Origin of the sequence: Salinihabitans flavidus (assembly GCF_900110425.1) — a bacterium.
Classification (GTDB): domain Bacteria; phylum Pseudomonadota; class Alphaproteobacteria; order Rhodobacterales; family Rhodobacteraceae; genus Salinihabitans; species Salinihabitans flavidus.
On record NZ_FODS01000010.1, the window covers coordinates 66,218 to 92,058 of the forward strand.

Genomic DNA, 25,841 nt, shown 5'->3' on the forward strand with positions numbered 1-25,841 from the left:
TTTTTCGTATAGTGGCACCTCGCCCGTCGATCTCATGCCCCGTCAGGACAGATGCGCCAGCGCCATCCCATCGAAACGGCGCAACGCCGCCTGCATCCCGCGTCTGTCCATCAGGCACATGCCGGTGCTCAGCCCATCGGCCAGCGCCGCGCTGCGCCCTGTCACGCAGATCAGACGCCAAGGGGTTTGCGCCGGCTGACCGCTGCGCGGATCAAGGATATGGCCCGCCGTCGCCTCTGCATCGAACACGGTGCCGCGCGGCGCTGACACGGCCAAAGCGGCATCGCGCAGGCCAAGCGTGCCCGGCTGGTGCGCGCCGGCAGCACGAAGCGTCACCGGCCAGTCGCCGCCACCGGGATGGCCCCCCAGCGCGCGAAACTCGCCCGTATCCACCAGAGTATCCCGCAACCCCCGCTCGGCCAGCATCGCACCGATCCGATCCGCGATATGGCCCTGCGCGATCCCGTTCAACGTCAGTGCCATACCGGCTTTGGCAAAACGCACTTGCCCCGCATCAAAGGAGACACCGGACCACCCGACAAGGCCACGTGCCCGTTCGAGTTCATGCGGCTCCGCTTCCGCCTGGTTCGAGTAATGACGCGCATAGGCCTGCCAGAGCGGCTGCACCGTCGGATCGAAGAGTCCCCCGGTCGCCTCATGAACCGTGTTGCACAGGCTCAGGCATTCCAGCAATTCGAACGGCGGCGCATCAAGCCTTCCCGCCGCATTCAGCCGCATAAGGGCGGACTCAGCCCGGTACAGGCTGAATACATCCTCCAGCCTGTCGATCTCGGCCAGCGCCTCCTCCGCGATCTGCGCCGCCTGCGGATGCGACAGCGTGAGGGTAACGCGCGCGCCCAGCGCCATACCGCGCCACTGGGTAATCTCCGTCGCGGCCTGTGCCCGTCCGGCCAGTCCGGCGGCGCAGGCGCTGATCGTGAGGAAACGGCGACGCGAGAGTCCGGTCATGTCAATTCTGCCTTTCGTTGGACAACTTGCGAAGGCGGGCGGCGAAATCGTCCTCGTCGCCCACGTCTCCGCCCGCGACCCCCGGACCCGCCGCCTCCAGAACGGCGGCGTCGGGGATCTCGTCAAGCATCGCAACCTTTCCGCCATGACGCGCCGCGAACTCCCGCGCGGCCCCGGCATCGGCGAAGGGCACAAGTTCCGGCGCCCCCATGCCGCCCGTGCGTTCCGATCCGACGACGTAATGCGCCTGATCGGCAAGGATCCAGTTGTCCGCGCCGGGGCTTTGCCAGCTTGGGGCCGCGCCCATGTCGTTGACGTGAATCGCGCGGATCACGCCCTCCTGTTCAGGCATCCGCTGGTAGGCGATGGCATCGCGCACCTGACTGAAGAAAAGCGGCGCACCGGGGAGCCCCTCAAGATGCACCTGCGCCTTGGGGCCGGGATGCTCCAGAATCGTCATCTGGCAGAAATGGCCCACCGCGTCGGTGTTCAACGACACCGCGTCCGGCGGCGGCGCGGCCTCCTCGCGGCAGGCGGCAAGGGCCAACAGGCACAAAAGGATCACAAGGCGTTTCATGGCGTCACCTTTCGGAACGCGACCACCGCCGCCGCCAGCGCGAGCAGCGGCCAGAGCAGAATGGAGATCAGCGCGTGATGCGCGGGAATGGCATTCGCCGCCCCCGCGATCCCGGCCGCCGCCGCGGTCGCCTCCGAAGCGGCAAGATTGAACAGGCGAAAGGCGTCGGCCGGATTGGCCAGAAGCAGCCACGGGAACAGATCGGTGGTGAACCAGCCGCCGCCATCGGCCACGACCGCCGCCAGAAGGCCCAGATCGTAAAGCACGATCATCCCCAGCCACAGCCCGATCGCCAGACCCGCCGCCCCGGCGGGCCGCCGCGACAGCGCCGAAAGCGCATAACCCAGACACAGGAACACCGCCCCCAACAGAAGCGAGGACCACATCAGACGCCACAACGCGGGCAGGCCCTGCGCCGCGCGCGCATCCACCGTCACCGCCGCCACGGCGGCAATCGCATAGCCCGCGCCCACCGCCAGCGTCAGCACCGCGACATGCGCCAGAAGCTTGCCGATCAGGATCTCGGGCCGGGTGACCGGATAGGTCAGCAAAAGCGGCAGCGTGCCGCGCTCCACCTCCCCCGCCACCCCGTCGAAGGACATCAGCAGCGCCACAAGCGGCACGAGATAGACCGCAAGCGATGTCAGGCTGGCCACCGTCACCGAAAGCCGGTCAGCGCCCAGCGCGCCGGTAGGCGCCGATCCGGCAGCCGACAACACGAGAGCGAAGACCGCCATCATGGCAACCGCCACCGTCACCCACCGATTGCGCAGGGAAATCCGGAACTCGGTCGCGGCGGTGGCAAGGATACGTCTCATTGCCCGTCCCTCCGGCTGAAATGGCTGTAGATGGCCTCAAGGCTTGGCGGGATCACGTCGATATCGGACACCATGTCGCCGAGCCCGGTGATCCGCCTCAGCGTGGCGAGCTTGTCGTCCTGCGCGCAATGCAGATGCACGCCGGTGCCGTTCATCCGCCCCTGCGGCAGCGCCGCCGCCAGATCATCACGCGCGCCATCGCGTGGCGTCACATGCAGCATCACGGGCAGATCGGCCTGCCGCCGCAGATCGGTTAGCGCGCCCTGCGTGACGACAACGCCCCCCGACAGGATCACAAGCCGGTCGGTGCGCGCCTCCACCTCGGTGAGCGCGTGACTCGACAGCAGGATCGACGCCCCCTCGGCGGCCAGCCCGTCCAGAAGCTCATAGAAATCGCGCCGCGACACTGGATCGAGCCCGGATGTCGGCTCATCGAGGACCAGCAGCCGGGGACGCCCGATCAGCGCCTGCGCCAGCCCGACGCGCTGCCGCATCCCCTTGGAGTATGTGCCGATCCGCCGCCGTGCCGCGTCGGCCAGTCCGACACGCGCCAGCAGGTCCATCGCCGTCCCGACAGGCTCACCGCGCAGACGCAGGTAATGGCGCATCTGCTCCAGCCCCGTCAGCGCCGGGTGAAAGGCCACGTTTTCGGGCAGATAGGCGGTGCCTTCGCGCGCGCCGGCCGAACCGGGCGCGCCCCCCAGAACCTCCACCGTGCCCGAGTCATGGCCGATCAGTCCCAGAATGATCTTCATCATCGTGGATTTACCCGCGCCGTTGTGTCCCAGAAGGGCGACCCGTTCACCGGGCGCCACGCTTAGCGACACATCGCGAAGCGCGGGCACCCCCTGATAGGTCTTAGTGAGGGTCGAGAGGATCAAGCTTTGCGTCATCTGTCTTTCCATCGCGCCATTTTCCGGCGCGTCTCTCCGCCATGGCGGTGTATTCGGGGGGAACGTCGATCGTAACCGCCTCGGTCAGCGGGTGGCTGTCAAGCACACCGCCCGGCAGAGTGGCGGGAAAACTGGCCTGCGACCACCGGATGAGCTGCACCGCCGGCGCGCCCATCAGAAGCGATGCGGCCGGCTGCGACCACAGGATATGATCCATCAGGTCGTTGGGCCGAAACGGGCTGTCCGCGATCCCGTCGCCATCAAGGTCAAAGGTGGCGTGATCCGACCAATAATTGCCCACCCCCTCAAAACTCCACTCCACATCGGTGGTGCCGACGTATTTCACCTGCGTCCGGTTGCCGACAAAGGCATTTCCGGTCAGCGCGTTCCGCTCCGACCCGGCGGTGAAATGGATGCCGATGCCGCAGCCTTCAAAGCGGTTGCCGACGATCAGGTTACGGTGGGCATTGTAGATGAAGGTGCATTTCTCCGCCCCGCCCCGCACCAGATTGCCGCTCAGGTCCGAATGGTTGGTGTAATTGAGCATGAGACCGTGATCGCGATCACCAAGCGAGATGTTGTCTAACACCTTGAGCCTGTTGGAATACATCAGCGCATAGCCAAGATGATTGCCGATCGACACGTTGCCCGACACCTCGCTGTCATGCGCATACATGTAGTGGATCGCGAACCGCAGGTCGCGGAACAGGTTGCCGCGAAACGCGTTGCGTTTCGATGTGTTGACGAAAATTCCGTCGCGACCATAGCGGATATCGTTGCCGACCACCTTCGCGCCGGGCGCATTCCAGACATAAACGCCATTGCCCCGGCCGTTCATCCGCTGGTCGCGCCGCCCGACGATGGTATTGGCGCGCACGATGCTGTCCTCGGCGCCGTGAATGTCCACGCCATAAAGGTTGCCGAGGATGCGGTTGTCCTCGATCACCGCGCGCCGCGCGGTTCTGGTCAATTGCACGCCCGAGTCGATGGTCTGGTGATCGCTGCCCGATCCGGTGATTTCCAGACCGCGCACCGTGATGTCCTCTCCGGTCACGGTGATCACCGATCCCTCGCCGCCCCCGTCGATGTGCGCCTGACCGCCACCATCGAGCGTAATGGGCTCCGACAGGACCACCGGGCCGGAATACCGGCCCGGCGCAAGTTTGAGCACATCGCCGGGCGCCGCCCCGGCGATGGCACGTTGCAGGGCACCGCCGCCCGCAGGCACGGAAACCTCCATCGCCCAGAGACCGGACGCGAACATCAGGCTCAGAACAACGATCAGAAGGCGGTGCAGCATGGTTCAGCTCGCTTTCGGCTCGACCAGCATCCGGCCGCGCATTTCCATGTGCAGCGCGTGGCAGAACCACTGGCAATAGTACCAGTAGACGCCCGGTTTCGCCGCGACGAAGGTCACGGACGCCGTCGCCTGCGGCCCAAGCTCCATGGCTACCCCATGGTTGTTGAGGCAGAACCCATGCGTCAGGTCGTCGATATCGTCGAGGTTGGTGACAATCACCGTCACCTCGTCCCCCTCGCGCACGGTGAACTTCTCCATGCTGAAGGCCGGCGCCATGCTGCTCATGTAGACCCGCACCTTGTCGCCATCGCGTATCACCGTGTCCATCCAGTCGTCGATATCCACGCCATCGGCCTCGGCCTGCGCGCGCGTGTCCGCCCACATCGGATCGTTGCGGTCCCAGACACTCACCGGGTTCACGATGTCGCGGCGCACGATGATGCTGTCGTGCGGCTCGGCAAAGGTCGGCCCGTCATGCACGAGTTTCATGCCGCCATCCTCGATCGCGAACAGCTGCTCGTTCTCGGGCTTGAGCGGCCCGACATTGAGGAAGCGATCCTTCGAGAACTTGTTCATCGAGATATACCACTTGCCATCCGCTTCGAGCGTTTCGCCCATCGAGGTGGAGTTGTGGCCCGGCTGGTAATGCACGTCCTCTTTCTGGATGATCGGGTCCACATCCTCGCCGTTATGGGCGCGGATCGCGTCGTCGATGTTCCATTTCACCACCTGGCTGTCGAGGAAGAGCGTGGTAAAGGCGTTGCCCTTGCCGTCATAGCAGGTGTGAAGCGGGCCAAGGCCCAGTTCCGGCTCCGCCACCACGACAGACCGCGGGTCGATGCTGTCATCCTCGAACAGCGCGTCGAACTTGCGCACATCGAGAACCGACACCGTGGGCGACAGCTTGCCCGCGATGCAGACGTGCTTCTTGTCCGGGGCGGTGTTGATGCCATGCGGGCTGTTGGGGATGGGCACATAGCGGGTGTACTTCTTGTTCTGCCCCTTGCGCCCGTCGATCACCTTCACGCCGTTGAGTTCCTGAAAGTCGCCCTCGGCGATACCCTTCTCGATCTCGGCCAGATTGAAGATCACGACATGGTCCATCTCGTTCGCCGTCATCTCGGCAAGGTTCATGCCCATTTCCGAGTTGTAGGAGGTCGAGAAGGCATATTTGCCCTGATAGTCGCAGTCGGTGTTGTCGAGGTTGCCCGAAACGATCACCTGCCATGCCACGTCCATCGTGTCGCCATCCACGGCGGTGAAGAAGTTGACGTATTTTTCCGGCTCATCGAGGGTCTTGCCGTCGTTGACCATCGGGGTTTCGTCCTCGCCGTTGGCGAAGACATAGCCGGTGCGCGGCCATTTCTGCGGGCGCAGCCCGTGGATCGCCTTGGCGTTGGGGATCTCGGTGATCTTGTCGCATTTCATCACGTCACAGCGCACCCGCGCGACGCGCGTGTTGGCCTTGTCGTTCATGAAGAGATAGCGCCCGTCATAGGTGCCCTCGGTAAAGGACATGTGCGGGTGGTGCAGGTCGCCGTTGTCGTGGATGCGCTTGCCGTTGGCATTGAGGAACGCCTTCGTCTCCGGCAGCATCCCCTCCTCGAAGATCTTGAGGCTTTCGTTGGTCTGCCCCCAGCCCGTGGCCGAACAGCGGTTGAACACCGGAATCCGCATGAACTCGCGCATCGACGGCACGCCGAGAATGCGAAGCTCCCCGGTCTGGCCGGACGACCAGAACCCGTAATACTCGTCCAGCTCGCCGGGGGCGAGGCTGGCTTGGGTGGCCGCCGTGGCGGCGCTGGTTCCGGCGGCTGTCGCCACACCGGCCGCGCCGCCGAGCATCGCAAGGCGCGCCCCGCCTGCGCCGCCCAGAAGCGCGGCACCGCCTGCGGTGGCCCCCAGCAGGCCGCGCCGGCTGATGCCCGTCTTCGTGTGTTTGTCAGTCATTGTGACGTCTCCTTCAGGTTAGGGTGGTTCGGTAGAACCCGGTCGAGCGCCGCCGCCCCGCGAGAGGCGGTTTCGCGCCGTTTGAGTTTCTTGATGACGACCGGGCATTTGGTTTCCGACTGGTAGAGCACCTGGCAATGCAGGCAGTTGAGGCATTCGTTCGGGTTGATTTCCCCGGTCGGGTGGATCGCCTGAACAAAGCATTCGTTCGCGCAGGTCTGGCAGGGGTTGCCACATTCCTTGTAGCGCTTGAGCCAGTCGAACATGCGAAGCCGCGCCGGGATGGCGAGCGCCGCCCCCAGCGGGCAGAGGTAGCGGCAGAAAAATCGTTCCACGAACAGCCCCGCGATCAGAAGCGCCGCCGCATAGGCCACGAAAGGCCACGCCCGCACGAACTTCAGCACGATCGCGGTCTTGAACGGCTCCACCTCGGCCAGCGCCTCGGCCTGTTCGATCGAGGCCAGCGAGACACCGAAAAGGCCAAGGAAGATCATGTATTTCAGTGGCCAGAGCCGTTCATGCAGGCCCCAGGGCAGGGTCCATTGCGGGATTCCCAGTTTGCGCCCGATCTGGTTGAGGAGTTCCTGCAAGGCCCCGAACGGGCACAGCCAGCCGCAATAGGCACCCCGCCCCCAGAACAGAAGCGCCGCCGCCACCGAAAACCACAGGATGAACGTCAGCGGATCGAGCAGGAACGCCTGCCAGCTGAAATCGCTGGTCAGCGCCCCGAAAAGCGCCATCAGGTTGACCACCGAAAGCTGCGCATTGGCATACCAGCCAAGAAACACCAGCGTCACGGTCAGGAACGACATGCGGAACCAATAGGTGAAACGCTCGGACCGCGTGACGAACCCCTGAAAGAAGAACACCCCCGTCAGCACCAGAAGCATCAGGGAAACCCCGACAATCTCGGGTATCTTGTCGCGCCAGATCCGCTGCCAGAGCGCCCTTTGCGCTGCGATTTCCTCCTGGTCGGCAGCAGCCTGCGCACCGCCCGCAGAAGGCTCCGCCGCTGTGCCCGGCACTTCGCGCAGATACCTGTCGGGAAGCCGGTAGCCAAGTTCGAAGGTGGTAAAGACCCGCTCGATCGCGGCCACGTCGCGCTGTGCCAGAAGCTGGATACGGAACGGCTTGGCGGGATCGAACCCGACATCGGCGGGGATCTTGAACAGGTCGGTTTCGTCGAACTCCGGCGCGCCCGTCGCGGCGATCTCGCCAAGGCGGCGGTGCCCCCGGTCGCGGAACCGCACGGAGACATCGTCCTGGATCAGGACAATCCGGTCAAAGATGCCGCCGCGCACATATCCCGACCCCTTGAAGGAATAGAGCCCGCGCCCCGCGATCATCACGGCGTGCTCGCCCTCGTTCAGCCAGTTTTGCAGGTTGCGGTTTTCGGCCCCGCCGAGAAGAGCCTCGCCGACGGCGGGCACCGACACGAGCGCCGCATACATCTCGATAAAGGTGGTGTCGTCCGGCTCGGTGATCGGGCGGGCGCCGGCGCGCGGATCGTCCATCGCCTCGAAGGCGGCATTCACCTGCCCCACGTCAAGCGACATGCGCCGCAACGTGCCGTCACCTTCCAGCGTGAACCAGTCGGGCGCGGCCTCTGCCGCCGGGTCGATCTCGAATTGCGGCCCGGTCGGCCCGGCGGGCGGCGTCAGCCCGCCCAGTCCCAGCGCCCGCGCCACCTTCAGACCGGCGCGCACGATGGAATCGTCGATCACCATGATCGTGACCGTTGCCCCGGCGATGATATTGAGATCATGCGACGTGCCGCCGGATTCGGCCTCGGCCACCAGATCGAGCCCGGCATAATCCGCCGCCAGCGCCTGAATCTTGGCATCCGGAATACCGATCAGCACAATCGGTTCGGAATGCTTGACCAGCTTGACGCCCATCACAACCGCGTCGTCATTCAGCGCGACCATGGTGTGAATGGGCTTGCCGGAATAGCCGGTGGTCCCCACGAAATCGGAGGCGATGAACGCCCATCCGATCCGCTCACCCTCCTGAAGGATCGGCGCCACGGGGACATCCTCGCGGATTGTCCCGAAGGCGTCCGCGCCCTCCACAAGCGCCCCGGCCTCGGTATCGTCAATAAGCTGCGAAAGGACAGACCCACCTGCCTGCGCCTGGACCGAACCGGCGGCGAGGGACAGCACAAGACATGTCAGTAGCGCCTGCCAGAGCGCCGGAACAAAACCAAAGAGTGAGCGTGACAAAGAATGATCCATGAACCGACACCTACAAATGCGCTCGGGGAGCGACATTGATTTGGGTCAAATAAAATATCTCTTTTCTATGAGATGGGTCTGATTGACGCAACGTCTGCGAGTTGGCGTGTTTCGGAAAATGCTGTATTCCAACATTCCAAAGACGGAATTTGACCCCTTGACCCCGCAGAAAGACCAGAACCGTGCGATTGACCAAGTTCAGCGACTATTCCCTGCGAATCCTCATGCTCTCGGCCAGCAAGGCGGATGTCCGGATCACGATCGAGGAGGCCGCCGAAACATTCGGCATTTCCCGGGCGCATGTGAAAAAGGTTGTCCTGAGACTGTCGCAGGCCGGGTTCCTGACGGGTGTGCGCGGTCGCAAGGGCGGATTCACGCTGGCCATGCCCCCCGAACAGATCAATCTCGGCGCCCTGCTGCGCGTGACAGAGCCGGACTTCGGCCTTGCCGAATGCTTCCTGACCGGCAACCAGTGCCTGATCACTCAGCCGTGCCGCCTGCCCCCGATTCTCAACAAGGCGGTGAACGCGTTTCTGGCGGTGTTCGATGCCTACACGGTGGCCGACATCATGATCGCCCCGGCGGATTTCGAGGCGCTCGTCGGTGATCTTCAGCCCCTGCGCGGACCAAGGTTGAAACCGGCCCCGGATATGGCCTGACGACCGGCCCGCACCCCAAAACGCCACCGACGCGATACCGACAAAATACCGACGTTATACCGACATGGGGTTTTGAGCGTAATCAAGGGCTTGTCCCAAAACCGGCCACCGGCCCCCGCATCCCTTTCGTTCGCCCCGGATTCGCGTTATATCCGGGCCTTGATTTTTCCGGGGATGACCGCGCCATGACCCAACACCGCTCCGAACTGCTGATGCCCGCGGGGAACCTGCGCAAGCTGAAGATGGCCATCCTCTACGGGGCCGACGCGGTCTATCTCGGCACTCCCGACATGTCCCTGCGCACCAAATCCGAGTTTTCGCTCGACGATGTGATCGAGGGGGTGGAATTCTGTCACGCCCACGGCAAACGCGCCTATCTGACGCTCAACCTCTTCTCGCACAACAAGGATATTCCCAAGCTCGACGAATACCTTGAAACCGTGCGCAAGGTGTCGCCGGACGGGCTCATCGTGGCCGATCCGGGCGTGTTTCAATACGTGCGGACCCACGCCCCCGACATCCCGCTTCATGTCTCGACACAGGCCAATGTGGCCTCATGGCTGTCGGTCCAGTTCTGGGAGAACCAGGGCGCAGACCTCGTGGTGCTCGCGCGCGAGGTGTCCTTCCCGGAACTGTCGGAAATCCGCGAAAAATGCCCTGATATCAAGCTCGAAGCCTTCATTCACGGCGCCATGTGCATGACCTATTCGGGGCGGTGCCTGCTGTCCAACTTCATGGCGGAACGTGGCGCGAATCAGGGAAATTGCGCCAATGCGTGCCGCTGGAACTACAAGTTCCACATGCGGCTGAAGGATGGCACCGTGCAGGAATTGAACGTCGATGAAGACAATCTTCACATGTTCGAGTTTCTGCTGGAGGAGGGGGTGCGCCCCGGTGAATTCCTGCCCATCGAAGAGGACGCGCGCGGCAGCTACATCCTGAACTCCAAGGATCTGTGCCTCATGCCCAAGCTTGACGACTACCTGCGCATCGGCGTCGATAGCCTCAAGGTCGAGGGACGGGGAAAATCCGAGTATTACGCCGCCGTCGTGGCACGCGCCTACCGCATGGCGATCGACGACTACTACGCCGACCCCGAGAACTGGAACCCCGCCCCCTACATGGAAGAGCTGGAGACCGTGGGCAACCGCGGCTACACCCTCGCCTTTCACAAGGGGCGGTTGACCAACCTCGCCCACGGATACGAGCACACGCAGGCCATCGCCCAATGGGAATACGCCGGCGTCATCACCGAGGTGACGGAGGATGCCTTCCATGTCGAGGTCAAGAACAAGCTCGAACCCGGCGACGTGCTCGAACTTGTCTCGCCCGTCGCCCGCAACACCGTTCTTCTGCGGGCCTATGACTACGAAGTGGCCGCCGACGGGGAACGCCGGGAGGTGATCCATGGCTCCACCAAGACGGTGATCCGCCTGCCATTTTCGCTTTTCGAACAAGAGGATATCGACGATCTTCGCACCAATTTCCCACCGTTGTCCGTTCTGCGCAAAGAGCGCGCGCTGGCCGAGGAGCAACGGCAGCGGCTCAAGCTCGACAAGACCACCCTTGCGATGGAGGTCAAGGATAGCGCGAATGAAACCGCCTATACCCGCCGCCGCAACCGGCTTGTCGAGGCGATCGAAGCGGACGCCAACACGCGGCGTTTCAAGACAAACCGCGCCGGAACCGATGGATGTTGCGGCAAGGGCTGCAATGGTTGCCTGATCTTCTGGCAGGACGATCTCTACGCACGGGCCCGGGAGATTCTCTTGCAGCGCAAGCAGGGTGAACAACTCAGCAAATCCGAAGCGATGGCGCTGCGACGCCCCGCGGCGGAGTGATCAGCGGGCCGAAAAGGTCACATCCGAAATCGCCGCGATCATGTCATCCTCCTTGACCGAGAAGAGTCGCGCCCTGCCCTCGCCACGCGGAACAACCGCGAAGCGCACCGCTGTATTCACCACGACCGGCGCCATGAAGCGTGTTTTCATCTCCGTGATCATGAAGGCGCCGGCACCCTGTGAAAAAGCGCGTTCTGCCAGTCCGATCATCAGCATTCCGGGCACAATCGCGCCTGATAGCCCAACGGCGCGCGCCGCCTCGTGATCAACATGAATGGGATTGGCATCACCGGCAAGGCGCACATAAGCGGCCACATCCTCGCCCGAAATCGGCAAGGACGAAACCCATCGCGCACCGGGTGCCAAACGCGGGTGAAATGCACTGCCCTTGAACGTGGCCATCTCTTCGGGTGCGACAAGACGAAGCCGGGTCTGCATTCCGCCCAGCTCGCGCCCGCCTTCGGACAACAGGAACTCGAAACTGCGGTTGGCCGCGCGACACTCGATCACGGCCGTCAACTGTATCGGCTGTCCGGGTTCAAGCGGGGCGCGCCGGAAAAAGGATTGCGATTCGTGCACCACCGCCTGACCGCCCGGCGCTGTCAGAACGTCCCCGAGCCTCTCGGCCTCCGAAGTTCCCAGAAGCATCGCGGGCGCGATAATCGGCACGTCGGGCCGGTCGGTCCAAGGCCCAAGTCGATCCAGAATCGCGCAGAGCGCCGTGCAATCGGCGGAGGACAGCCCGCCGGGCAGGGTGAGCGTCGTTTCAGACACGCGCCACGATCAGGGAGGCGTTGATCCCGCCGAACGCGAGAGAGTTGGACATCATCGCCCGCGTCTCAACCGGGCACGCTGTGTTCGACACCGGATCGAATCCGATCTTCGGATCAATCTCGTTGAAATTGATCGTGGGCGGCGCGATCTGGGCACGCAGCGCGCCGATGGTGGTGATCAATTCGAGCGCCCCGGCGGCACCAAGCGCATGGCCATGGATCGGCTTGGTCGAACTGACCGAAAGTCCCGTCAATTCCTCTCCGAACACCGTCCGCAGCGCCGTCGCCTCTGTCACATCATTGGCAACTGTGCCGGTGCCATGCGCGTTGACATATCCAACATCCGAAGGCGTCAGCCCCGCATCCGACAGGGCAATGTTCATGCAGGCCGCCGCGCGTTCCGGATTGGGGCGGAGCAGATCCCCGGCGTCGGAGTTCGTGCCATAACCCACAAGCTCACACAGGATGTCAGCCCCGCGCGCCTTGGCCGATTCCAGCGTCTCCATCACCAGTATTCCGGCGCCCTCGCCGAGGGTCATGCCGTTGCGATCTCGTGAAAAGGGCCGGTTCATCGTCGCAGTCATCACCCGCAGAAGCTCCCACACGCGAAAGACGCCGTTCACAAGGCAAGCCTCTGCCCCGCCCGCGAAACAGCGGTCAATCGCCCCGGATCTGAGAAGCTGAAAGGCAAGTCCGATGGACTGGCTCGCTGAAGAGCAGGCCGTCGCCGTGCAATAGACCGGGCCGGTCGCGCCAAACTCTATCGAAACCCAGCTCGCCGCCGCGTTGTTCATGATCTTGGGCACCGACATCGGATCAAGGCGCATGTTCCTGTCGCGGCCAAACGAGAGATAATTGTCGTCCAGCGTCTTGCCCCCGCCGAACCCAGATCCGATCATGACGCCGCAGCGGTCGCCGCCGTCGTCCCGCGAAATCCCCGCCTGCGCCGCCGCTTCGCGCGCCGCCATGAGCGCATAATCGGCCACCGGATCACGCATGCGGTTGCCCCCGGCGTTCTCCGCCACCTCCGCGAGCGTCTCGTCCGACAGGGCCGCTGCCGTGCCGACGCGCTGCGGTTGAATGGCGGGGAACGTCACCGGACGCACACCGCTGATACCGCCAAGCGCCGCATCGGTCAGCGCGCCTGCACCGATACCGCAGGCAGAGACCGCGCCCACTCCGGTAATGACGACACGTTTCACGCCTGCGCTTCTTTCCGGCTTTCCTCGATCTTGGCCACCGCCAGATCAAGCAGATCCTGAACCGTCTGCATGTCCGCCAGATCGTTATCGACGGAAATATAGGCCCCGTAGTTCTCTTCGATCGCCATGAGGATCATGATGAAATCGGCCGACTGTATATCGAGATCTTCCAGCCGCTTGTCCGGGGAAATATCGGACGGCTCAACCATGCCTTCCTTCGCAACAAGATCCAGCAACTCCTCCTGAAGCTTGCTGCGTTCCGCGTTCATTTCAATCATTGCAGCGCTTTCCAATCATCTCGATACCATCTAAGAGCAATGGCACAGTCAACAGGGCAAGAGTACGCCAGTGACCAAAGAGTTTCCAATCATGCCCGCTATTGGGACACTCCTTTTCTATGGTCTCTCCGGGGTCACTGCAATTCCCCTTCTCCCTCTTTTCCTGCTTTACTTTGCCCCACATCGCTATGGGTGGTGGTTCGGGCAACGCTACCTGCGGTTTCAGCTCTGGCTATTGCGCGTCACCTGCGGTGTCACCTATCGGATCGAGGGGACCGACAACCTTCCCGCAGGGCCGGTCATCTATGCCTCACAGCATCAGTCTGCGTGGGAAACGCTCTACTTTCAGATCCTTCTCGACAATCCGGTCATGTTCGCCAAGAAAGAGATCTTCCACTACCCCCTGATCGGTCTGCTGACCCGTTGGAACGGTCATATCCCGGTGGATCGCCGTGGATCGCTCGATTCGACACGCAAGGTTTTTCAGCAGGGTGTCGCGGCCCTCCAAAAGGGCAGATCGCTATTGATCTACCCTTCCGGGACGCGCGACCGGGTTGAAAGGGTGCAGTCCGGGATAGGTGTCCTCTATCAGCTTGCACATGTGCCGGTGGTGCCGGTGCTGCTCAACTCCGGCGCAGCCTGGCCGCCCGGTCGATTGCTCAAGTTTCCCGGGCAGATCACGGTGCGGATACTGCCCCCCATCGCGCCCGGTCTGGATCGCAGGACATTCCTTGCGCAGCTTCAGGATCTGATGCAGCAATCGCCCTGACATCAGCGCTGCCATTGTCGGTTGCACCATGAGAACGGGCCGGACACACGGCCCGGCCCCCTTTGAAAACGTCACGTTTTCTGCGTCCTAGCCCGGCGACATACCCCGCAACCGCTCCGACCGGCGCCGCAGAAGCTCGACCGTCGTCAGAAGCAGGATGGAAATACCCACCAGAATCGTTGCCACGGCAAGGATGGTCGGGCTGATCTGTTCGCGCAGACCGATAAACATCTGCCAGGGTAGTGTTTTCTGACCGGCGGAACCGACGAACAGAACCACCACGACCTCGTCAAAGGATGTGATGAAGGCGAACAATCCGCCCGAGATCACCCCCGGCAGAATAAGCGGCATCTGCACCCGAAAGAAGGTGGTCACCGGATTGGCCCCCATATTGGCCGCCGCGCGCGTCAGCGAACGGTCGAACCCGACAAGCGTCGCCGTCACCGTGATGATCACGAAGGGCACCCCCAAGGCAGCATGTGCCAGCACGACCCCCAGATATGTCCCCTGAAGCCCGATGCGGGAATAGAAGAAATACATGCCCGCCGCCGAAATGATCAGCGGAACGATCATCGGCGAAATCAAGATCGCCATGATCGGGCGCCGGAACGGCACATGTTCAGAGCTCAGACCGATGGCCGCCAGCGTTCCGAATCCCACCGAAAGCAGGGTCGCGGCCGGCGCAATGCTCAGCGAGTTCCAAAGCGCCTGCTGCCAGTCGCTGTTGGTGAAGAAATCCTCATAGTGCTTGAGCGAATACCCCTCCGGTGCGAACCGAAGCATTTCCGGCGTGAAGGTAAAGAAATTCTCGGCATTGAAGCTCAGCGGCATGACCACGACGATCGGGGTGATCAAAAAGAAGAAGATCATCCCGCAGATCACCCGAAAGCTGAAGTGCCACAAGACCTGCATCGGGGTGTAATACGGCGCCAGTTTTGCGCGATACCGCCCCTCGCCCAGCCAGAAGATGAACCAGCCGAAGAACCAGCCGGCCGCGATCCCGATCACACCGCCGGGCAGACCGCCAAGCAGATAGCCGATGACGGCGAATCCCGCCACGCTGATCCAGCGCGCCTCTCTCTCTCGCCGAAAGATCGTGAGAAAGATGAGCGCGAGCAAACCCGTGATCACCGCCCCGCCCAGAAGGCCAAGCAAGGTGTTGTCATGCGCCGTCCCGACAAAGATTCCGAGAAAGGCCCCCGCCGCCGCCACCACGGGCACGACGAATGAAACGGGTTTCGGTTCTGTGATATTGATCGTCATGGCCTCACCCCAGTTTCACGTTGTCGATGCCCACGATCTTGTCATAGGCCCAGTAGAGGATCAGAACGACCGCAAGAAGGATCGTTCCCAGCGCTGCGGCCAGACCCCAGTTGAGCGACGACGAGATGTGATAGGCGATCCGGTTGGAAATGAAGACCCCGGTGGTGCCGCCCACGATCTCCGGCGTGATGTAGTAGCCGATCGACAGGATGAACACGAGGATCGAGCCTGCGCCGATACCCGGCACCGATTGCGGGAAATAGACCCGCCAGAACGCCGTCCAGTTCGTCGCACCAAGCGATTTCGCCGCGCGAAGGTAACTTGGAGGAATGGTCTGCATCACCGAATACAGCGGCAGGATCATGAACGGCAACAGGATGTGGGTCATCGCCACGATTGTGCCGAACTGGTTGTTGATCATGACCAATCGGCTGGCATCGTCCACAAGACCAAGCCACACAAGCGTGTCGTTGATCACACCCTGCTGTTGCAGCATCACCTTCCACGCGGAGGTTCGCACAAGAAGCGATGTCCAGAAGGGCAGAAGCACGAGGATCATCAGAAGATTGGCTGTCCGCATCGGCAGGTTGGCCAGAATCCACGCCACCGGATACCCCAGCAGGATACAAGAGCCGGTGATCATCAGCGACATGAACATCGTGCGCTGGAACAGCATCATATAGATGCGCTGATTCTCGGGGCGCACCTCGATACCGTCGGCGGTCTTCTGAAGATCGACCGAATTCAGGAAATATCCGCTGGTATAGCTTGGACTGAACACCGCGATGGTCTGCCAGTATTCGGGATCGACCCAGTCATCGTCGATATCCTCGAAGAAGTCCTTGAACGGCACGATCGGGAGGTTGCCGAGGTTCTCCTGCGCCATCCGCAAGGTCTCTATACCGGGTCCGGAATAGCTGCTCAGATCCGCATTTGCGAGATCGAGAGCGAGTGCGACATAGACCGCTTCCCACGGGTCCTCCTCGGCCACCACATCTTCGTCGACCAGGGCCGTGAACACCGCGAACTCCGAATAGGCTCGGGTCGTTTCGGGCAGAAGTTGCGTAATCTCTTGGGAAGGGGCGAATCCGACCTCTCCGAATAGCCAACTGTCCGCCACACCCGAAAGACGGCGGCGGCTGCTGGCGACCGGATCCTCATTCTTTTCCCCCTCTCCGGACATCAGGCTGAACCAGAACCCGGCCTCTGTCAGCCTCGGGTCAATATCCTCGAAGGCGTCGGCATAGTCGTCGCCAAGGTCGTCAACCCTGCGTCCGCTGGACCGGAACAAAGAGGAGAGGCCTGTTTTCTCATAGTTGAGCCGCGAGCCGAGCCTTGTGTGTCTTTTGGCCTCAGCGGCCAGGAACATGTCGAAATAAAGCGCCTTGTAGACGGGTTCATCCGGCGCCACGCCAGAGTTTTCATCCCAGTCCTGCAAGGCCTCGACCGTCGCCGGAAGCGTGTTTGACACGATCTGGTTCTCGACCGAGCGGAACAGCATGTCCAAGATCGGGGCGACAAAGGCGATAAGCACGAAAATCAGGAGCGGAGCAATAAGTCCCAGCGCCCTCAACTTCTGCCGTCGCAGCGCGCGCCGCAGGCTTTTCTTCAGCGGCACGCCATCCGCGGAAATGACCGGGCCGGTTTCTGTGGTATCGCTCATCAATGCCCCCGTTGGTTTGCCCGTTCGGGCGGGACGCGCCGGCCTGTGTGACGGCCGCTTCTGTTTTATGATTGAGGCGCAGGGGGGCGTTGCCGCCCCCCTACTATCGGTTGTTCAGCCTATCAGCGTGCGAGCCAGGACTGGAACTTGGAGTCCAGGTCGTCACGATAATCGGCCCACCAGACGTAGTTCATCACGAAGGCGTTCGATGCGTTCTCCGGGTTCGTGGGCATGTGCGGGGCCATGTCGATCCCGAGTTCCGCGTGCTCACCCACAAGCGGGGCAGAGGACTGCCGCGCCGGGCCGTAGGAGATGTATTTCGCCTGATCGGCGAGACGCTGAGTGTCCGTCGCGAAGTAGAGGAAGTCCAGAACACGGGCGAGCTTGTCTTCTTCAAGGCCCTCCGGAATGATCCAGCCATCAAGGTCATAGGACTGTGCGTCCCACATCATCGCGACCGGCTGATCCTGCTCTTCGATCAGGCTGAACAGGCGGCCGTTGTAGGTGGAGCCGAACACGACCTCTTTGTCTGCCAGAAGCTGCGGCGTGTCGGCGCCGGACGTCCACCAGACGACCTCGTCCTTGATCGTGTCGAGCTTGGCAAGGGCACGGTCCTGCCCTTCCGGGGTCTCGAGCACGTCATAGACATCCTCCTGCGGAACGCCGTCGCACATCAGCGCCCATTCCATGTTGTTATGGGGGCGCTGCTCAAGGCTGCGCTTGCCGGGGAAGGTTTCAAGGTCAAAGACATCGCAGATTTCATCGGGGGTGTTGCCGTTCCACGCATCCACGTCTGTGCGATAGCCGAAGGTATAGGAATAGGCGATCTGCGGAATGAAGCAGTCGCTGACGATCATGTCACCGAAGTCTTCGCTGGCCGGGGTGCCATCAGGCGCCGGTGCAAGGATTTCGTCGTGATCGACTTCCATCGCCAGACCTTCGTCACACAGACGCATGGCGTCCGCCGCGGTCACGTCCACGAGATCCCAGGTCAGGTTGCCGGCTTCGTTCTGCGCGCGCAGCTTGGCCACCGCCTCGGCGGAGCTTTCGTCCCAGGTCACGGAAACGTCAGGATTGTTGGCAATATACGGCTCTACATAGGCTTTCACCTGGCTTTCCTGATAGGCGCCGCCCCAGGACACGATGGTCATCTCATCGGCCATGTCCTGTGCGGATGCCGCTCCAGCCGCAACCGACAGTGCCGTCGTCGCAAGAAGGGTTTTGGTCATTTTCATAGTAATCTCCCAATTTGCCCGTGTGATTTCAGAGGCCCATGCTCGGGCAACAGCTGGCCCCCACTGCCGGGGCGCCGAGACGGCGCCGCCAGCAGGTATTGACTCAGCCGGCGTCCAACGCCCGACAATCGTCGGGCAGCCAGCCGATTTCGATCATCTCACCCGGCTTCAGGCGCCGTTGATCGGGCGCATTGCGGGTCTTGATGACGAAATCCTCATTGCCCGCCACCTTGAGGCGGGTGCGGAAAATGTCGCCCATGTAGACGAATTCCAGAACCTCGGCCTTGAGGGTGTGAACACCCTCCTGCAAACGATCCTTGTTGATTTCCACGCGCTCGGGACGGATGGACACGCGGGTGCGCTCCCCGGCCTTGCTCACGTTGATCGGCTTGCAGTCAATCAGCTCACCGCCGTCAAGCTCGACAACCGCGTTCTTGCCCTTGATCTCCTTCACGACACCTTCGAGCGTGTTGTTCTCACCGATGAACTGCGCGACGAAGCTGTTTTCCGGCTCCTCATAAAGGGTATCGGGCGCGGCAAGCTGTTGAATGCGGCCATCGTCGAACACCGCAACACGGTCCGACATCGTAAGCGCCTCTGTCTGGTCGTGGGTCACGTAAACCGTGGTGATGCCAAGGTTGTGCGCCAGCTTGGTGATCTCGAACTGCATGTGCTCGCGCAACTGCTTGTCAAGCGCGCCGAGCGGCTCATCCATCAGCACCAGCTCCGGCTCGAACACCAGTGCGCGGGCGAGCGCGATCCGTTGCTGCTGACCGCCGGACAACTGTGTCGGTCGGCGCCCCTGATAGTCGTTCATCTGCACCATTTCGAGCGCGCGCCTGACCTTCGCCTCACGATCCGATTTGCCCATCTTGCGGACTTCCAGGGGAAAGCTCAGATTTTCACCCACGGTCATATGCGGGAACAGCGCATAATTCTGGAAGACCATGCCAATCCCACGCTTGTGCGGTGGAATGTTGTTGATCGGCTGCCCGTCAAGAATGATCTCGCCATTTGTGGCGGTCTCGAATCCGGCAAGCATCATCAGGCAGGTCGTCTTGCCCGACCCCGACGGGCCGAGCATCGTCAGAAACTCGCCTTTGGGCATGGAAAGGTTGAGATCTTTCACGACGAGCGTTTCACCGTCGTAACTCTTCTGCACACGTTGAAACTCAACGAACGCGCTATCGGTCGATGCGTCGGCCACGAAAACTCCCTGTCATTTTGTTCTCAGGCGGCGTTTGCTGCCGTCCCATTTATTGATTGTATTTAAAGTCACTTTATCCCGATCTTGCAACCGCTTTTCCAGACTCTTCGAATCGCGGGCGCCGATGCGAGAAATTCCGATTTAATTTCAATCACATGGCTAATTTTTCGTGCAAACCTGAAATATGCTGTCAAAGGGCGGCACCGGCCCGACCGCCCGACAGCGCGGCCTTGCCACGCGGTGCGCGCCCGGCGATTCACCTCGGAAACGGAAGGCCACTTGCGTCAAAGACTCTCCCTGCCGGATCGCGGGCGATCCGTAGACCCCACGCTTGCGGATCGCCCGCTCCTGTTCCGAATCTGTGGCGACTGCCTAGCGAGATCATGCGGGCGCGCGCCCCATCCGGGTGGCAAGACCTTGAAAGTTGCCCAAAAATTCAGCCCAATATGACGTTGTTATCTTCGTAGCGTCGTTTTCGAACTTGACGCAGATACCAAGAGGCTTTTGACGTGGAATTGTACGCTTTACTCACCGGCGGTATTCAGGCCGGCTCTAAGGAGAATTGCTGTGACTCACCCCAACCCGGCTTTCAGCCAGGCTGAATTTGATCGCCGTCTCGCCAAGACACGAACCGCCATGGACGAGGCGGGGTTAGACGTTCTTTTCGTCGAAGACCCCGCGAACATGGCATGGCTGACCGGCTATGAGGGCTGGTCCTTCTACGTGCATCAGGGTGTCCTTGTGTTTCACGACGCCGATCCGATCTGGTGGGGTCGCAGGCAGGATGCCAACGGGGCCCGCTGGACCGTCTGGATGGGGCACGACCGGATTCACGGCTATGCCGACAACTACGTGCAATCCCACGAACGCCACGCGATGCAGGATCTGGCCGCGATCCTGATGGGCGCGGGTTTCGGCGAAAAGCGGATCGGCGTGGAGATGGAGAATTACTATTTCTCCGCCAAAGCCTATACCACGATGGTCGAATCGCTTCCCGACGCCACACTCGTGGATGCGACCGGCCTTGTGAACTGGCAGCGGCTGGTCAAATCGGGCGAGGAAATCGCCTTGATGCGCAAGGCGGCCCGCATCTCCGAAAAGGTCATGGACGGTGTGCTCGATCGGGTGCGACCGGGCGTCCGCAAGAATGAGCTGGTGGCCGAGATTTACCGCGATCTGATCTTGGGAGAGGGCGAAGTCTGGGGCGATTACCCGTCCATCGTGCCGCTTCTGCCATCGGGCGCCGAAGCCTCCGCTCCGCATCTCACCTGGGACGGCTCTCCGTTCAAGACGGGCGAGGCGACGTTCTTCGAACTCGCCGGATGCTATCGCCGCTATCATGTTCCCTTTTGCCGCACAGTCTATCTTGGGGAGCCACCGGAGTTCTTTCGCCGCGCCGAAGAGGCGCTTGTCGAGGGGCTCGAATCCGGCCTCGACGCGGCCCGCGCGGGCAACCCGGCCAGTGATATCGCCAATGCCCTGACCGCGCCGCTGCTTCGGGCGGGCATCGAACGCGGCGCGCGCTGCGGCTATCCCATCGGCCTGAGCTATCCGCCTGACTGGGGCGAACGCACCGTCAGCCTGCGTGAAGAGGATGAAACCATCCTCGAACCCGGCATGACCTTCCACTTCATGCCCGGCCTGTGGATGGAAAACTGGGGTCTGGAAATCACCGAAAGCATCCTGATCAAAGAGAATGGCCCGGCAGAATGTTTCTGCAACCGGCCACGCGAACTGCATGTGAAAACCTGATGGCTGATCTGAACCGTTCCATAGAGTTCCTGCGCGATCTCATCTCCTTCCCGTCGGTCTCCTCCGACAGCAATCTCGATCTCATCGCCTTTCTGGGCGAGGTTCTGGGCAACCGGGGCGCGCGCACCATGATCTCGCGCGACGAGACCGGCACCAAGGCCAATCTCTTTGCCACCATCGGCCCCGATCTGCCGGGGGGAATCATGCTGTCGGGCCATACCGATGTCGTTCCGATCGCGGATCAGGACTGGTCCACCGATCCGTTCGAGATGGTCGAGGGCGCAGGACGGCTTTACGGTCGGGGCACCTGCGACATGAAGGGGTTTATCGCCGCCGCCCTCGCGCTGGCGGATTCCATCGACCCCGCCAGGCTCAAGCGCCCCCTGCATTTCGCCTTCACCTATGACGAAGAGGTCGGCTGCATCGGTGCGCGGCAACTGATCGATGACCTGCGCGAGCATGACATCATGCCCGACATCACCATCATCGGAGAGCCGACCGAGATGCGGATCATCGAGGGGCACAAGGGCTGTTGCGAATACACCGCCCATTTCACCGGGCTGGAAGGACACGGCTCCGCCCCCGATGACGGGGTGAACGCCGCCGAATACGCGGTGCGCTATGTCGGCAAACTCATGGAACTGCGCGAGGAACTGAAATCCCGCGCGCCGGGCGACAGCATCTTCAATCCGCCCTGGACCACGATGAACATCGGCCGGATCTCGGGCGGCGTGGCCCATAACGTCATTGCCGGCAAGGCCGAGGTCGAATGGGAGATGCGCCCGGTTCAGGACAGCGATGTGGACTTCGTCAAGATCGCGCTTGCGGAGTATTGCGACAAACACCTTCTGCCCGCCATGCGCGCGGTGCATGACGAGGCAGAGATTTTTGTGGAGACGATCGGAGAGATCGCAGGCCTCAAACCCATGCCCGAGAATGCCGCGCGCGATCTGGTGGCCGAACTGACCGGGCGCAACGCCACCGATCTCGTCGCCTTCGGCACCGAGGCGGGTCTGTTCCAGACCCTCGGCAGCGACGTGGTCGTCTGCGGCCCCGGCTCCATCGCGCAGGCGCACAGGCCCGACGAGTTTCTCGAGATCGAGCAGATGCACCAATGCTGCGATATGCTCACCAAGCTGGGCGGAAAGCTGATGGCCTGACCGGGCAGCGCCCTATGCCGCGCCGTGGCTGCGGTCGTAGTGCGACGGCTCGGGCTGGACGTGATTCTCGCGCAGGGCCTCGGGCGTTTCGAAGATCTCGATCAGAAGCGGATGGCACACCGCCTTGTCCGATGTATGCTCCTGCCCGCAGTCCCCGCCGGGACAGGCCGACAGCCCGACGACAAGGTCGATCTCGGCAAAGAACTCAAGGTAATCGCCCGGCCGCACGGGGCTGGCCTTCATGAAATACTGATGCGTATCACGGGTGAACCCGGTGCACATGAAGACGTTGAGCACATCGTGCACATGCGCCTCCGCCTTGCGAAGCGGCAGATCAGTAAACTCCGACAGCGCCCGCGTCAGGTTGGAATGGCAGCAATAGTGATAATCGCTCCCGCTCAAAAGAGTCCCGGTATAGGGATCGCAGCGGGTGCCGATCACGTCATGCACCGATCCGCCATCCTCGTCGAACCCATACCAATCGAGCGTGTCTTCGGTGATCGTCGCCATGGGCCGCATATGCGGAAAGACCGACCACATCCTGTCCCCCGCCGACAGGTGGGTGCCATGCAGCGCCCGTGTCTTGCCCGAATAGAACCGCTCCGTCAGGTCATTCGCGTTCCACAGGTTGAGATCGCCGACCTGCGGCCCGCCCACCGACACGATACGGAAAAAACACCCCGCCGGCACCTCCACGCAGCGGGCATCGCGCGGCGGCACCTCCACCGCCGTCCGGGTTGCCGCTTGCGCGCGCAGACGCGCCAGCGCCGCGAGATCGGGCTGCGGCAAACCGTCCACGGGGTAGCAGATCACGGGCCGGACGCCGCGCCGCGCCTCGGCGTCCGGCGGGGCGGGATGTCGGGGGGCATCGGGTTTCATGGCGGCTCCTTCGCTGCGACTCTGGCGGGCAGAAAACATCATGCCCCCGCGATTGTCACGCCCTGCAATTGCCGTACCGGGCTTGCCAACCGCGCGGTGTCCCGGCACCATCGTCCAAGCAGAACCTTCTCGCCCTCAAAGGACACCTCCCGATGAAACTGATCGCTGCCCCCGCCTCGCCCTTCGTTCGCAAGGTCCGCGTCACTTTGCTTGAAACCGGGCAATGGGACGATGTGGAACAGGTCGATGTGAAAACGTCTCCTCTGGCCTCCGATCCCGCCGTGCTCGCCGCCAATCCGGTGGGAAAGATCCCCGCGCTCACCCGCCCCGATGGCCCGTCAATCCATGACAGCCGCGTGATCTGCCGCTTTCTCGATGCCCGCGCGCGCGCCGGGCTTTATCCCGACAACCGCATCTGGGACGTGCTGACGCTCGAGGCGACCGCCGACGGAATCATGGACTCCGCCGTTCTCGTGACCTACGAGACCCGCCTGCGCGCGCCCGAGCAGCAAAACGAGGCGTGGCGAGAGGCGCAATGGGCCAAGGTCGATCGCGCCCTCTCCGCGCTCAACACCCGCTGGATGAGCCACCTTTACGGCCCGCTGGACATGGGGCAGATCGCCGTCGCCTGCGCGCTGGGCTATCTCGATTTCCGTCATGACGCGCGCAACTGGCGAAAAGGCAACGATGCGCTGGCCGCGTGGTTCGCGGAATTCTCCGCGCGCGACAGCATGACCGCCACCGCACCGAAGGATCTGTGAGGCGGGGCGCGGTCAGGAGTCGCTGCCACCTCGCTCCTGCTCCAGCATCGCCTCCAGCGCGGCCTTGTAGGTCGGGTACTTCAGAACCACGCCCAATTCCCGCTTGATGCGGTCGTTTCGCACCCGCTTGCTGTCGGAATAGAAACTGCGCGCCATTTCGCTCATCTCGGCCTCGTCAAAGGGCACCGCGGGGGGCGGTTCCATCCCCAGAAGGCGGGCCGCATATTCGATCACATCCTGCGGCGGCGCCGGGTCGTCGTCGCAGACGTTATAGATGCGCCCCGGATCGGGCCGTGCCATCGACGCCTCCAGAACCTGCGCGATATCCTCCACATGGGTGCGGCTGAACACCTGGTTGTCCTTGATCACCCGCTGCGCCACGCCCCGCCGCAGCTTGGCGAACGGCCCGCGCCCCGGCCCGTAGATCCCCGCCAGCCGGAAAACATGCACCGGCAGGCCCGGAATACCGAGCCACTCGCGCTCCGCATCCACACGGCGCTGGCCGCGCTCCGTCGCCGGATCGGTGTCCGACTCCTCATCGACCCAGCCGCCATTCCGGTCGCCATACACCCCGGTGGTGGACAGATAACCGACCCATTTCAGATGATCCGCCGCCCCGGCAATCGCGTCCCGCGCCTCACGCAGGATCGGATCGCCCCGCGCATCCGGCCCCGCCGATGTCAGCAGATACTCGGCCTCCCCGAGCACCGAAGAAAGATCGCAGGGCCATGAAAGCGGCTCCACCCCCTCGGCGCGAAACGCCTCGAATTTCTCGGGCTTGCGGGTCGTGCCGATCACCCGCCAGCCCTTGGGCACCAACCGCGCCGCAAGCGCCCGCGCCGAATACCCGTGTCCCAGTGAAAGCAACGTTCTCGTCATGGCCGCACCCTGCGCCCGCACCACCAAATCCGCAAGACCCCCTTGAACCCCATCGCGCAACCCGCTTCTATGCCGGCATGACAAAATCTCCGATGCTTGAAGACGCCTACGCCCTGCGCACACCGCAGGACTCCGTCAAACTCTACGCCGATTGGGCGGGCAGCTATGACAGCGATTTCGCCGCCGCCAACGATTACCAACTGCCGCGCCTGGTGGCCGAACACTATGTCCGCGCCGGGGGACAGGCCCCCGTGCTCGACGTGGGCGCGGGCACAGGGCTTTGCGGCGAAGAACTCAAACGCCTCGGGATGAGCGATATCGACGCCACCGACATTTCGCAGGACATGCTCGACGTGGCGGCGGACAAATCCGTCTATCGCCGGCTTTTCACAGGCGATCTCACGCAGCGCCTCGATGCGCAGGACAACACCTACGCCGGGATTGTCAGCTCGGGCACTTTCACCACCGGCCATGTCGGCCCCGAGGCATTCGATGAACTGCTCCGCGTCACCCGCCCCGGCGGCCTTCTCGCCATATCGATCAACGCCAAGCACTACCAGGCGGCGGGATTCGAGGCGAAACTGAAGGCGCTTTCCGGCGCCATCACCGATCTGACCCTGCCGCAGGAACGGTTCTACGGCCCCGACGCAAACGGGGAGCACAAGAACGACAAGGGGGTCATCGCCCTGTTCCGCAAATCGTAGCCCCTTTCTTTGTTCCGCAAATACTCTGGGGGTCCGGGGGTGAAACCCCCGGGGATCGCATCGGCCGCCGGCCCG

At 62.6% G+C, this 25,841-nt stretch carries 23 protein-coding genes; 7 read left to right on the forward strand and 16 right to left on the reverse strand.

All coding sequences use genetic code 11. The features are described 5' to 3' along the window. Positions 1 to 42: 42 nt before the first annotated feature. Genes BMW66_RS09945 through BMW66_RS09975 form a run of 7 tightly spaced genes read right to left on the reverse strand, consistent with a single transcriptional unit; the run spans position 43 to position 8,741 of the window. Positions 43 to 969 (reverse strand): FAD:protein FMN transferase, encoded by a 927-nt coding sequence (locus BMW66_RS09945; protein WP_093117994.1) that lies wholly within the window; start codon positions 967 to 969, stop codon positions 43 to 45. A gap of 1 nt (position 970) precedes the next feature. Further along, entirely contained in the window at positions 971 to 1,546 is a 576-nt protein-coding gene (locus BMW66_RS09950; protein WP_093117996.1) for a nitrous oxide reductase accessory protein NosL, read from the reverse strand. Continuing rightward, positions 1,543 to 2,364, reverse strand: coding sequence for an ABC transporter permease (locus BMW66_RS09955; protein WP_093117998.1), 822 nt, complete (start codon positions 2,362 to 2,364; stop codon positions 1,543 to 1,545). Before BMW66_RS09955 ends, BMW66_RS09950 begins: the two co-directional genes overlap by 4 nt. Further along, positions 2,361 to 3,257, reverse strand: a complete 897-nt coding sequence (locus tag BMW66_RS09960) for an ABC transporter ATP-binding protein (RefSeq protein ID WP_093118000.1) — start codon at positions 3,255 to 3,257, stop codon at positions 2,361 to 2,363. Before BMW66_RS09960 ends, BMW66_RS09955 begins: the two co-directional genes overlap by 4 nt. Beyond that, on the reverse strand, positions 3,223 to 4,557 hold the full coding sequence (locus tag BMW66_RS09965; RefSeq protein ID WP_093118002.1) for a nitrous oxide reductase family maturation protein NosD: 1,335 nt from the start codon (positions 4,555 to 4,557) through the stop codon (positions 3,223 to 3,225). Before BMW66_RS09965 ends, BMW66_RS09960 begins: the two co-directional genes overlap by 35 nt. Positions 4,558 to 4,560: 3 nt before the next feature. Then, positions 4,561 to 6,507: a TAT-dependent nitrous-oxide reductase gene (gene nosZ / locus BMW66_RS09970; RefSeq protein ID WP_093118004.1), complete on the reverse strand. Its 1,947-nt coding sequence runs from the start codon at positions 6,505 to 6,507 to the stop codon at positions 4,561 to 4,563. After that, positions 6,504 to 8,741, reverse strand: a complete 2,238-nt coding sequence (locus BMW66_RS09975) for a NosR/NirI family protein (RefSeq protein ID WP_093118006.1) — start codon at positions 8,739 to 8,741, stop codon at positions 6,504 to 6,506. The genes nosZ and BMW66_RS09975 overlap by 4 nt, the downstream gene beginning before the upstream one ends. Before the next feature lie 182 nt (positions 8,742 to 8,923). Between BMW66_RS09975 and BMW66_RS09980 the strand changes: the two genes are divergently transcribed. Both BMW66_RS09980 and BMW66_RS09985 read left to right on the forward strand, forming a co-directional pair. Continuing rightward, the gene (locus tag BMW66_RS09980) at positions 8,924 to 9,400 is read left to right on the forward strand and encodes an RrF2 family transcriptional regulator (RefSeq protein WP_093118008.1); all 477 of its coding nucleotides are present in this window, start codon (positions 8,924 to 8,926) and stop codon (positions 9,398 to 9,400) included. A gap of 185 nt (positions 9,401 to 9,585) precedes the next feature. Beyond that, positions 9,586 to 11,241, forward strand: coding sequence for a U32 family peptidase (locus tag BMW66_RS09985; RefSeq protein ID WP_093118010.1), 1,656 nt, complete (start codon positions 9,586 to 9,588; stop codon positions 11,239 to 11,241). Here BMW66_RS09985 and BMW66_RS09990 read toward each other — a convergent pair whose 3' ends face one another. From BMW66_RS09990 to BMW66_RS10000, 3 genes are read right to left on the reverse strand one after another with little or no spacing between them, the layout of a single operon-like run. Next, on the reverse strand, positions 11,242 to 12,015 hold the full coding sequence (locus BMW66_RS09990) for a MaoC family dehydratase (RefSeq protein WP_093118012.1): 774 nt from the start codon (positions 12,013 to 12,015) through the stop codon (positions 11,242 to 11,244). It lies immediately after the preceding gene. After that, entirely contained in the window at positions 12,008 to 13,216 is a 1,209-nt protein-coding gene (locus BMW66_RS09995; RefSeq protein WP_093118014.1) for a beta-ketoacyl-[acyl-carrier-protein] synthase family protein, read from the reverse strand. The genes BMW66_RS09990 and BMW66_RS09995 overlap by 8 nt, the downstream gene beginning before the upstream one ends. Further along, on the reverse strand, positions 13,213 to 13,494 hold the full coding sequence (locus BMW66_RS10000) for an acyl carrier protein (RefSeq protein WP_093118016.1): 282 nt from the start codon (positions 13,492 to 13,494) through the stop codon (positions 13,213 to 13,215). Before BMW66_RS10000 ends, BMW66_RS09995 begins: the two co-directional genes overlap by 4 nt. A gap of 91 nt (positions 13,495 to 13,585) precedes the next feature. Between BMW66_RS10000 and BMW66_RS10005 the strand changes: the two genes are divergently transcribed. Beyond that, entirely contained in the window at positions 13,586 to 14,263 is a 678-nt protein-coding gene (locus BMW66_RS10005) for a lysophospholipid acyltransferase family protein (RefSeq protein ID WP_139196150.1), read from the forward strand. Positions 14,264 to 14,350: 87 nt separating this feature from the next. Here the strand turns inward: BMW66_RS10005 and BMW66_RS10010 are convergent, their stop codons facing one another. The 4 genes from BMW66_RS10010 to BMW66_RS10025 form a co-directional block, all read right to left on the reverse strand. Beyond that, positions 14,351 to 15,526: an ABC transporter permease gene (locus BMW66_RS10010; RefSeq protein WP_093118020.1), complete on the reverse strand. Its 1,176-nt coding sequence runs from the start codon at positions 15,524 to 15,526 to the stop codon at positions 14,351 to 14,353. 4 nt (positions 15,527 to 15,530) lie between these two features. After that, positions 15,531 to 17,189, reverse strand: coding sequence for an ABC transporter permease (locus BMW66_RS10015; protein ID WP_093118022.1), 1,659 nt, complete (start codon positions 17,187 to 17,189; stop codon positions 15,531 to 15,533). Positions 17,190 to 17,311: 122 nt separating this feature from the next. Continuing rightward, positions 17,312 to 18,424 (reverse strand): extracellular solute-binding protein, encoded by a 1,113-nt coding sequence (locus BMW66_RS10020; RefSeq protein ID WP_093118024.1) that lies wholly within the window; start codon positions 18,422 to 18,424, stop codon positions 17,312 to 17,314. A gap of 103 nt (positions 18,425 to 18,527) precedes the next feature. Then, entirely contained in the window at positions 18,528 to 19,631 is a 1,104-nt protein-coding gene (locus tag BMW66_RS10025) for an ABC transporter ATP-binding protein (RefSeq protein ID WP_093118026.1), read from the reverse strand. A 567-nt stretch (positions 19,632 to 20,198) separates the two neighbouring features. Here BMW66_RS10025 and BMW66_RS10030 point away from each other — a divergent pair. Both BMW66_RS10030 and argE read left to right on the forward strand, forming a co-directional pair. Continuing rightward, positions 20,199 to 21,383 carry a M24 family metallopeptidase gene (locus BMW66_RS10030; RefSeq protein ID WP_245729437.1) on the forward strand — a complete coding sequence of 395 codons (1,185 nt, stop codon included), beginning with the start codon at positions 20,199 to 20,201 and terminating at the stop codon, positions 21,381 to 21,383. Further along, on the forward strand, positions 21,383 to 22,543 hold the full coding sequence (gene argE / locus BMW66_RS10035; protein WP_093118093.1) for an acetylornithine deacetylase: 1,161 nt from the start codon (positions 21,383 to 21,385) through the stop codon (positions 22,541 to 22,543). Before BMW66_RS10030 ends, argE begins: the two co-directional genes overlap by 1 nt. A 12-nt stretch (positions 22,544 to 22,555) precedes the next feature. Here the strand turns inward: argE and BMW66_RS10040 are convergent, their stop codons facing one another. Further along, positions 22,556 to 23,422, reverse strand: coding sequence for an urea carboxylase-associated family protein (locus BMW66_RS10040; protein ID WP_093118030.1), 867 nt, complete (start codon positions 23,420 to 23,422; stop codon positions 22,556 to 22,558). Positions 23,423 to 23,574: 152 nt separating this feature from the next. On the opposite strand from BMW66_RS10040, the gene BMW66_RS10045 reads away from it, so the two are divergent. After that, entirely contained in the window at positions 23,575 to 24,183 is a 609-nt protein-coding gene (locus BMW66_RS10045; RefSeq protein WP_093118032.1) for a glutathione S-transferase, read from the forward strand. A 12-nt stretch (positions 24,184 to 24,195) separates the two neighbouring features. On the opposite strand, the gene BMW66_RS10050 is transcribed toward BMW66_RS10045, so the two are convergent. After that, positions 24,196 to 25,062, reverse strand: a complete 867-nt coding sequence (locus tag BMW66_RS10050) for an SDR family oxidoreductase (protein WP_093118034.1) — start codon at positions 25,060 to 25,062, stop codon at positions 24,196 to 24,198. 77 nt (positions 25,063 to 25,139) lie between these two features. Here BMW66_RS10050 and BMW66_RS10055 point away from each other — a divergent pair, with 77 nt between their 5' ends. Next, positions 25,140 to 25,766 carry a class I SAM-dependent DNA methyltransferase gene (locus tag BMW66_RS10055; protein WP_093118037.1) on the forward strand — a complete coding sequence of 209 codons (627 nt, stop codon included), beginning with the start codon at positions 25,140 to 25,142 and terminating at the stop codon, positions 25,764 to 25,766. Positions 25,767 to 25,841: the final 75 nt, after the last annotated feature.

Excerpts from the sequence above, each read along its gene's own strand:
- BMW66_RS09945 (WP_093117994.1), bottom strand. The coding sequence starts at position 969 with ATGACCGGACTCTCGCGTCGCCGTTTCCTCACGATCAGCGCCTGCGCC.
- BMW66_RS09950 (WP_093117996.1), bottom strand. The coding sequence starts at position 1,546 with ATGAAACGCCTTGTGATCCTTTTGTGCCTGTTGGCCCTTGCCGCCTGC.
- BMW66_RS09955 (WP_093117998.1), bottom strand. The coding sequence starts at position 2,364 with ATGAGACGTATCCTTGCCACCGCCGCGACCGAGTTCCGGATTTCCCTG.
- BMW66_RS09960 (WP_093118000.1), bottom strand. The coding sequence starts at position 3,257 with ATGACGCAAAGCTTGATCCTCTCGACCCTCACTAAGACCTATCAGGGG.
- BMW66_RS09965 (WP_093118002.1), bottom strand. The coding sequence starts at position 4,557 with ATGCTGCACCGCCTTCTGATCGTTGTTCTGAGCCTGATGTTCGCGTCC.
- nosZ (WP_093118004.1), bottom strand. The coding sequence starts at position 6,507 with ATGACTGACAAACACACGAAGACGGGCATCAGCCGGCGCGGCCTGCTG.
- BMW66_RS09975 (WP_093118006.1), bottom strand. The coding sequence starts at position 8,741 with ATGGATCATTCTTTGTCACGCTCACTCTTTGGTTTTGTTCCGGCGCTC.
- BMW66_RS09985 (WP_093118010.1), top strand. The coding sequence starts at position 9,586 with ATGACCCAACACCGCTCCGAACTGCTGATGCCCGCGGGGAACCTGCGC.
- BMW66_RS10000 (WP_093118016.1), bottom strand. The coding sequence starts at position 13,494 with ATGATTGAAATGAACGCGGAACGCAGCAAGCTTCAGGAGGAGTTGCTG.
- BMW66_RS10005 (WP_139196150.1), top strand. The coding sequence starts at position 13,586 with ATGCCCGCTATTGGGACACTCCTTTTCTATGGTCTCTCCGGGGTCACT.
- BMW66_RS10010 (WP_093118020.1), bottom strand. The coding sequence starts at position 15,526 with ATGACGATCAATATCACAGAACCGAAACCCGTTTCATTCGTCGTGCCC.
- BMW66_RS10015 (WP_093118022.1), bottom strand. The coding sequence starts at position 17,189 with ATGAGCGATACCACAGAAACCGGCCCGGTCATTTCCGCGGATGGCGTG.
- BMW66_RS10020 (WP_093118024.1), bottom strand. The coding sequence starts at position 18,424 with ATGAAAATGACCAAAACCCTTCTTGCGACGACGGCACTGTCGGTTGCG.
- argE (WP_093118093.1), top strand. The coding sequence starts at position 21,383 with ATGGCTGATCTGAACCGTTCCATAGAGTTCCTGCGCGATCTCATCTCC.
- BMW66_RS10040 (WP_093118030.1), bottom strand. The coding sequence starts at position 23,422 with ATGAAACCCGATGCCCCCCGACATCCCGCCCCGCCGGACGCCGAGGCG.
- BMW66_RS10045 (WP_093118032.1), top strand. The coding sequence starts at position 23,575 with ATGAAACTGATCGCTGCCCCCGCCTCGCCCTTCGTTCGCAAGGTCCGC.
- BMW66_RS10050 (WP_093118034.1), bottom strand. The coding sequence starts at position 25,062 with ATGACGAGAACGTTGCTTTCACTGGGACACGGGTATTCGGCGCGGGCG.
- BMW66_RS10055 (WP_093118037.1), top strand. The coding sequence starts at position 25,140 with ATGACAAAATCTCCGATGCTTGAAGACGCCTACGCCCTGCGCACACCG.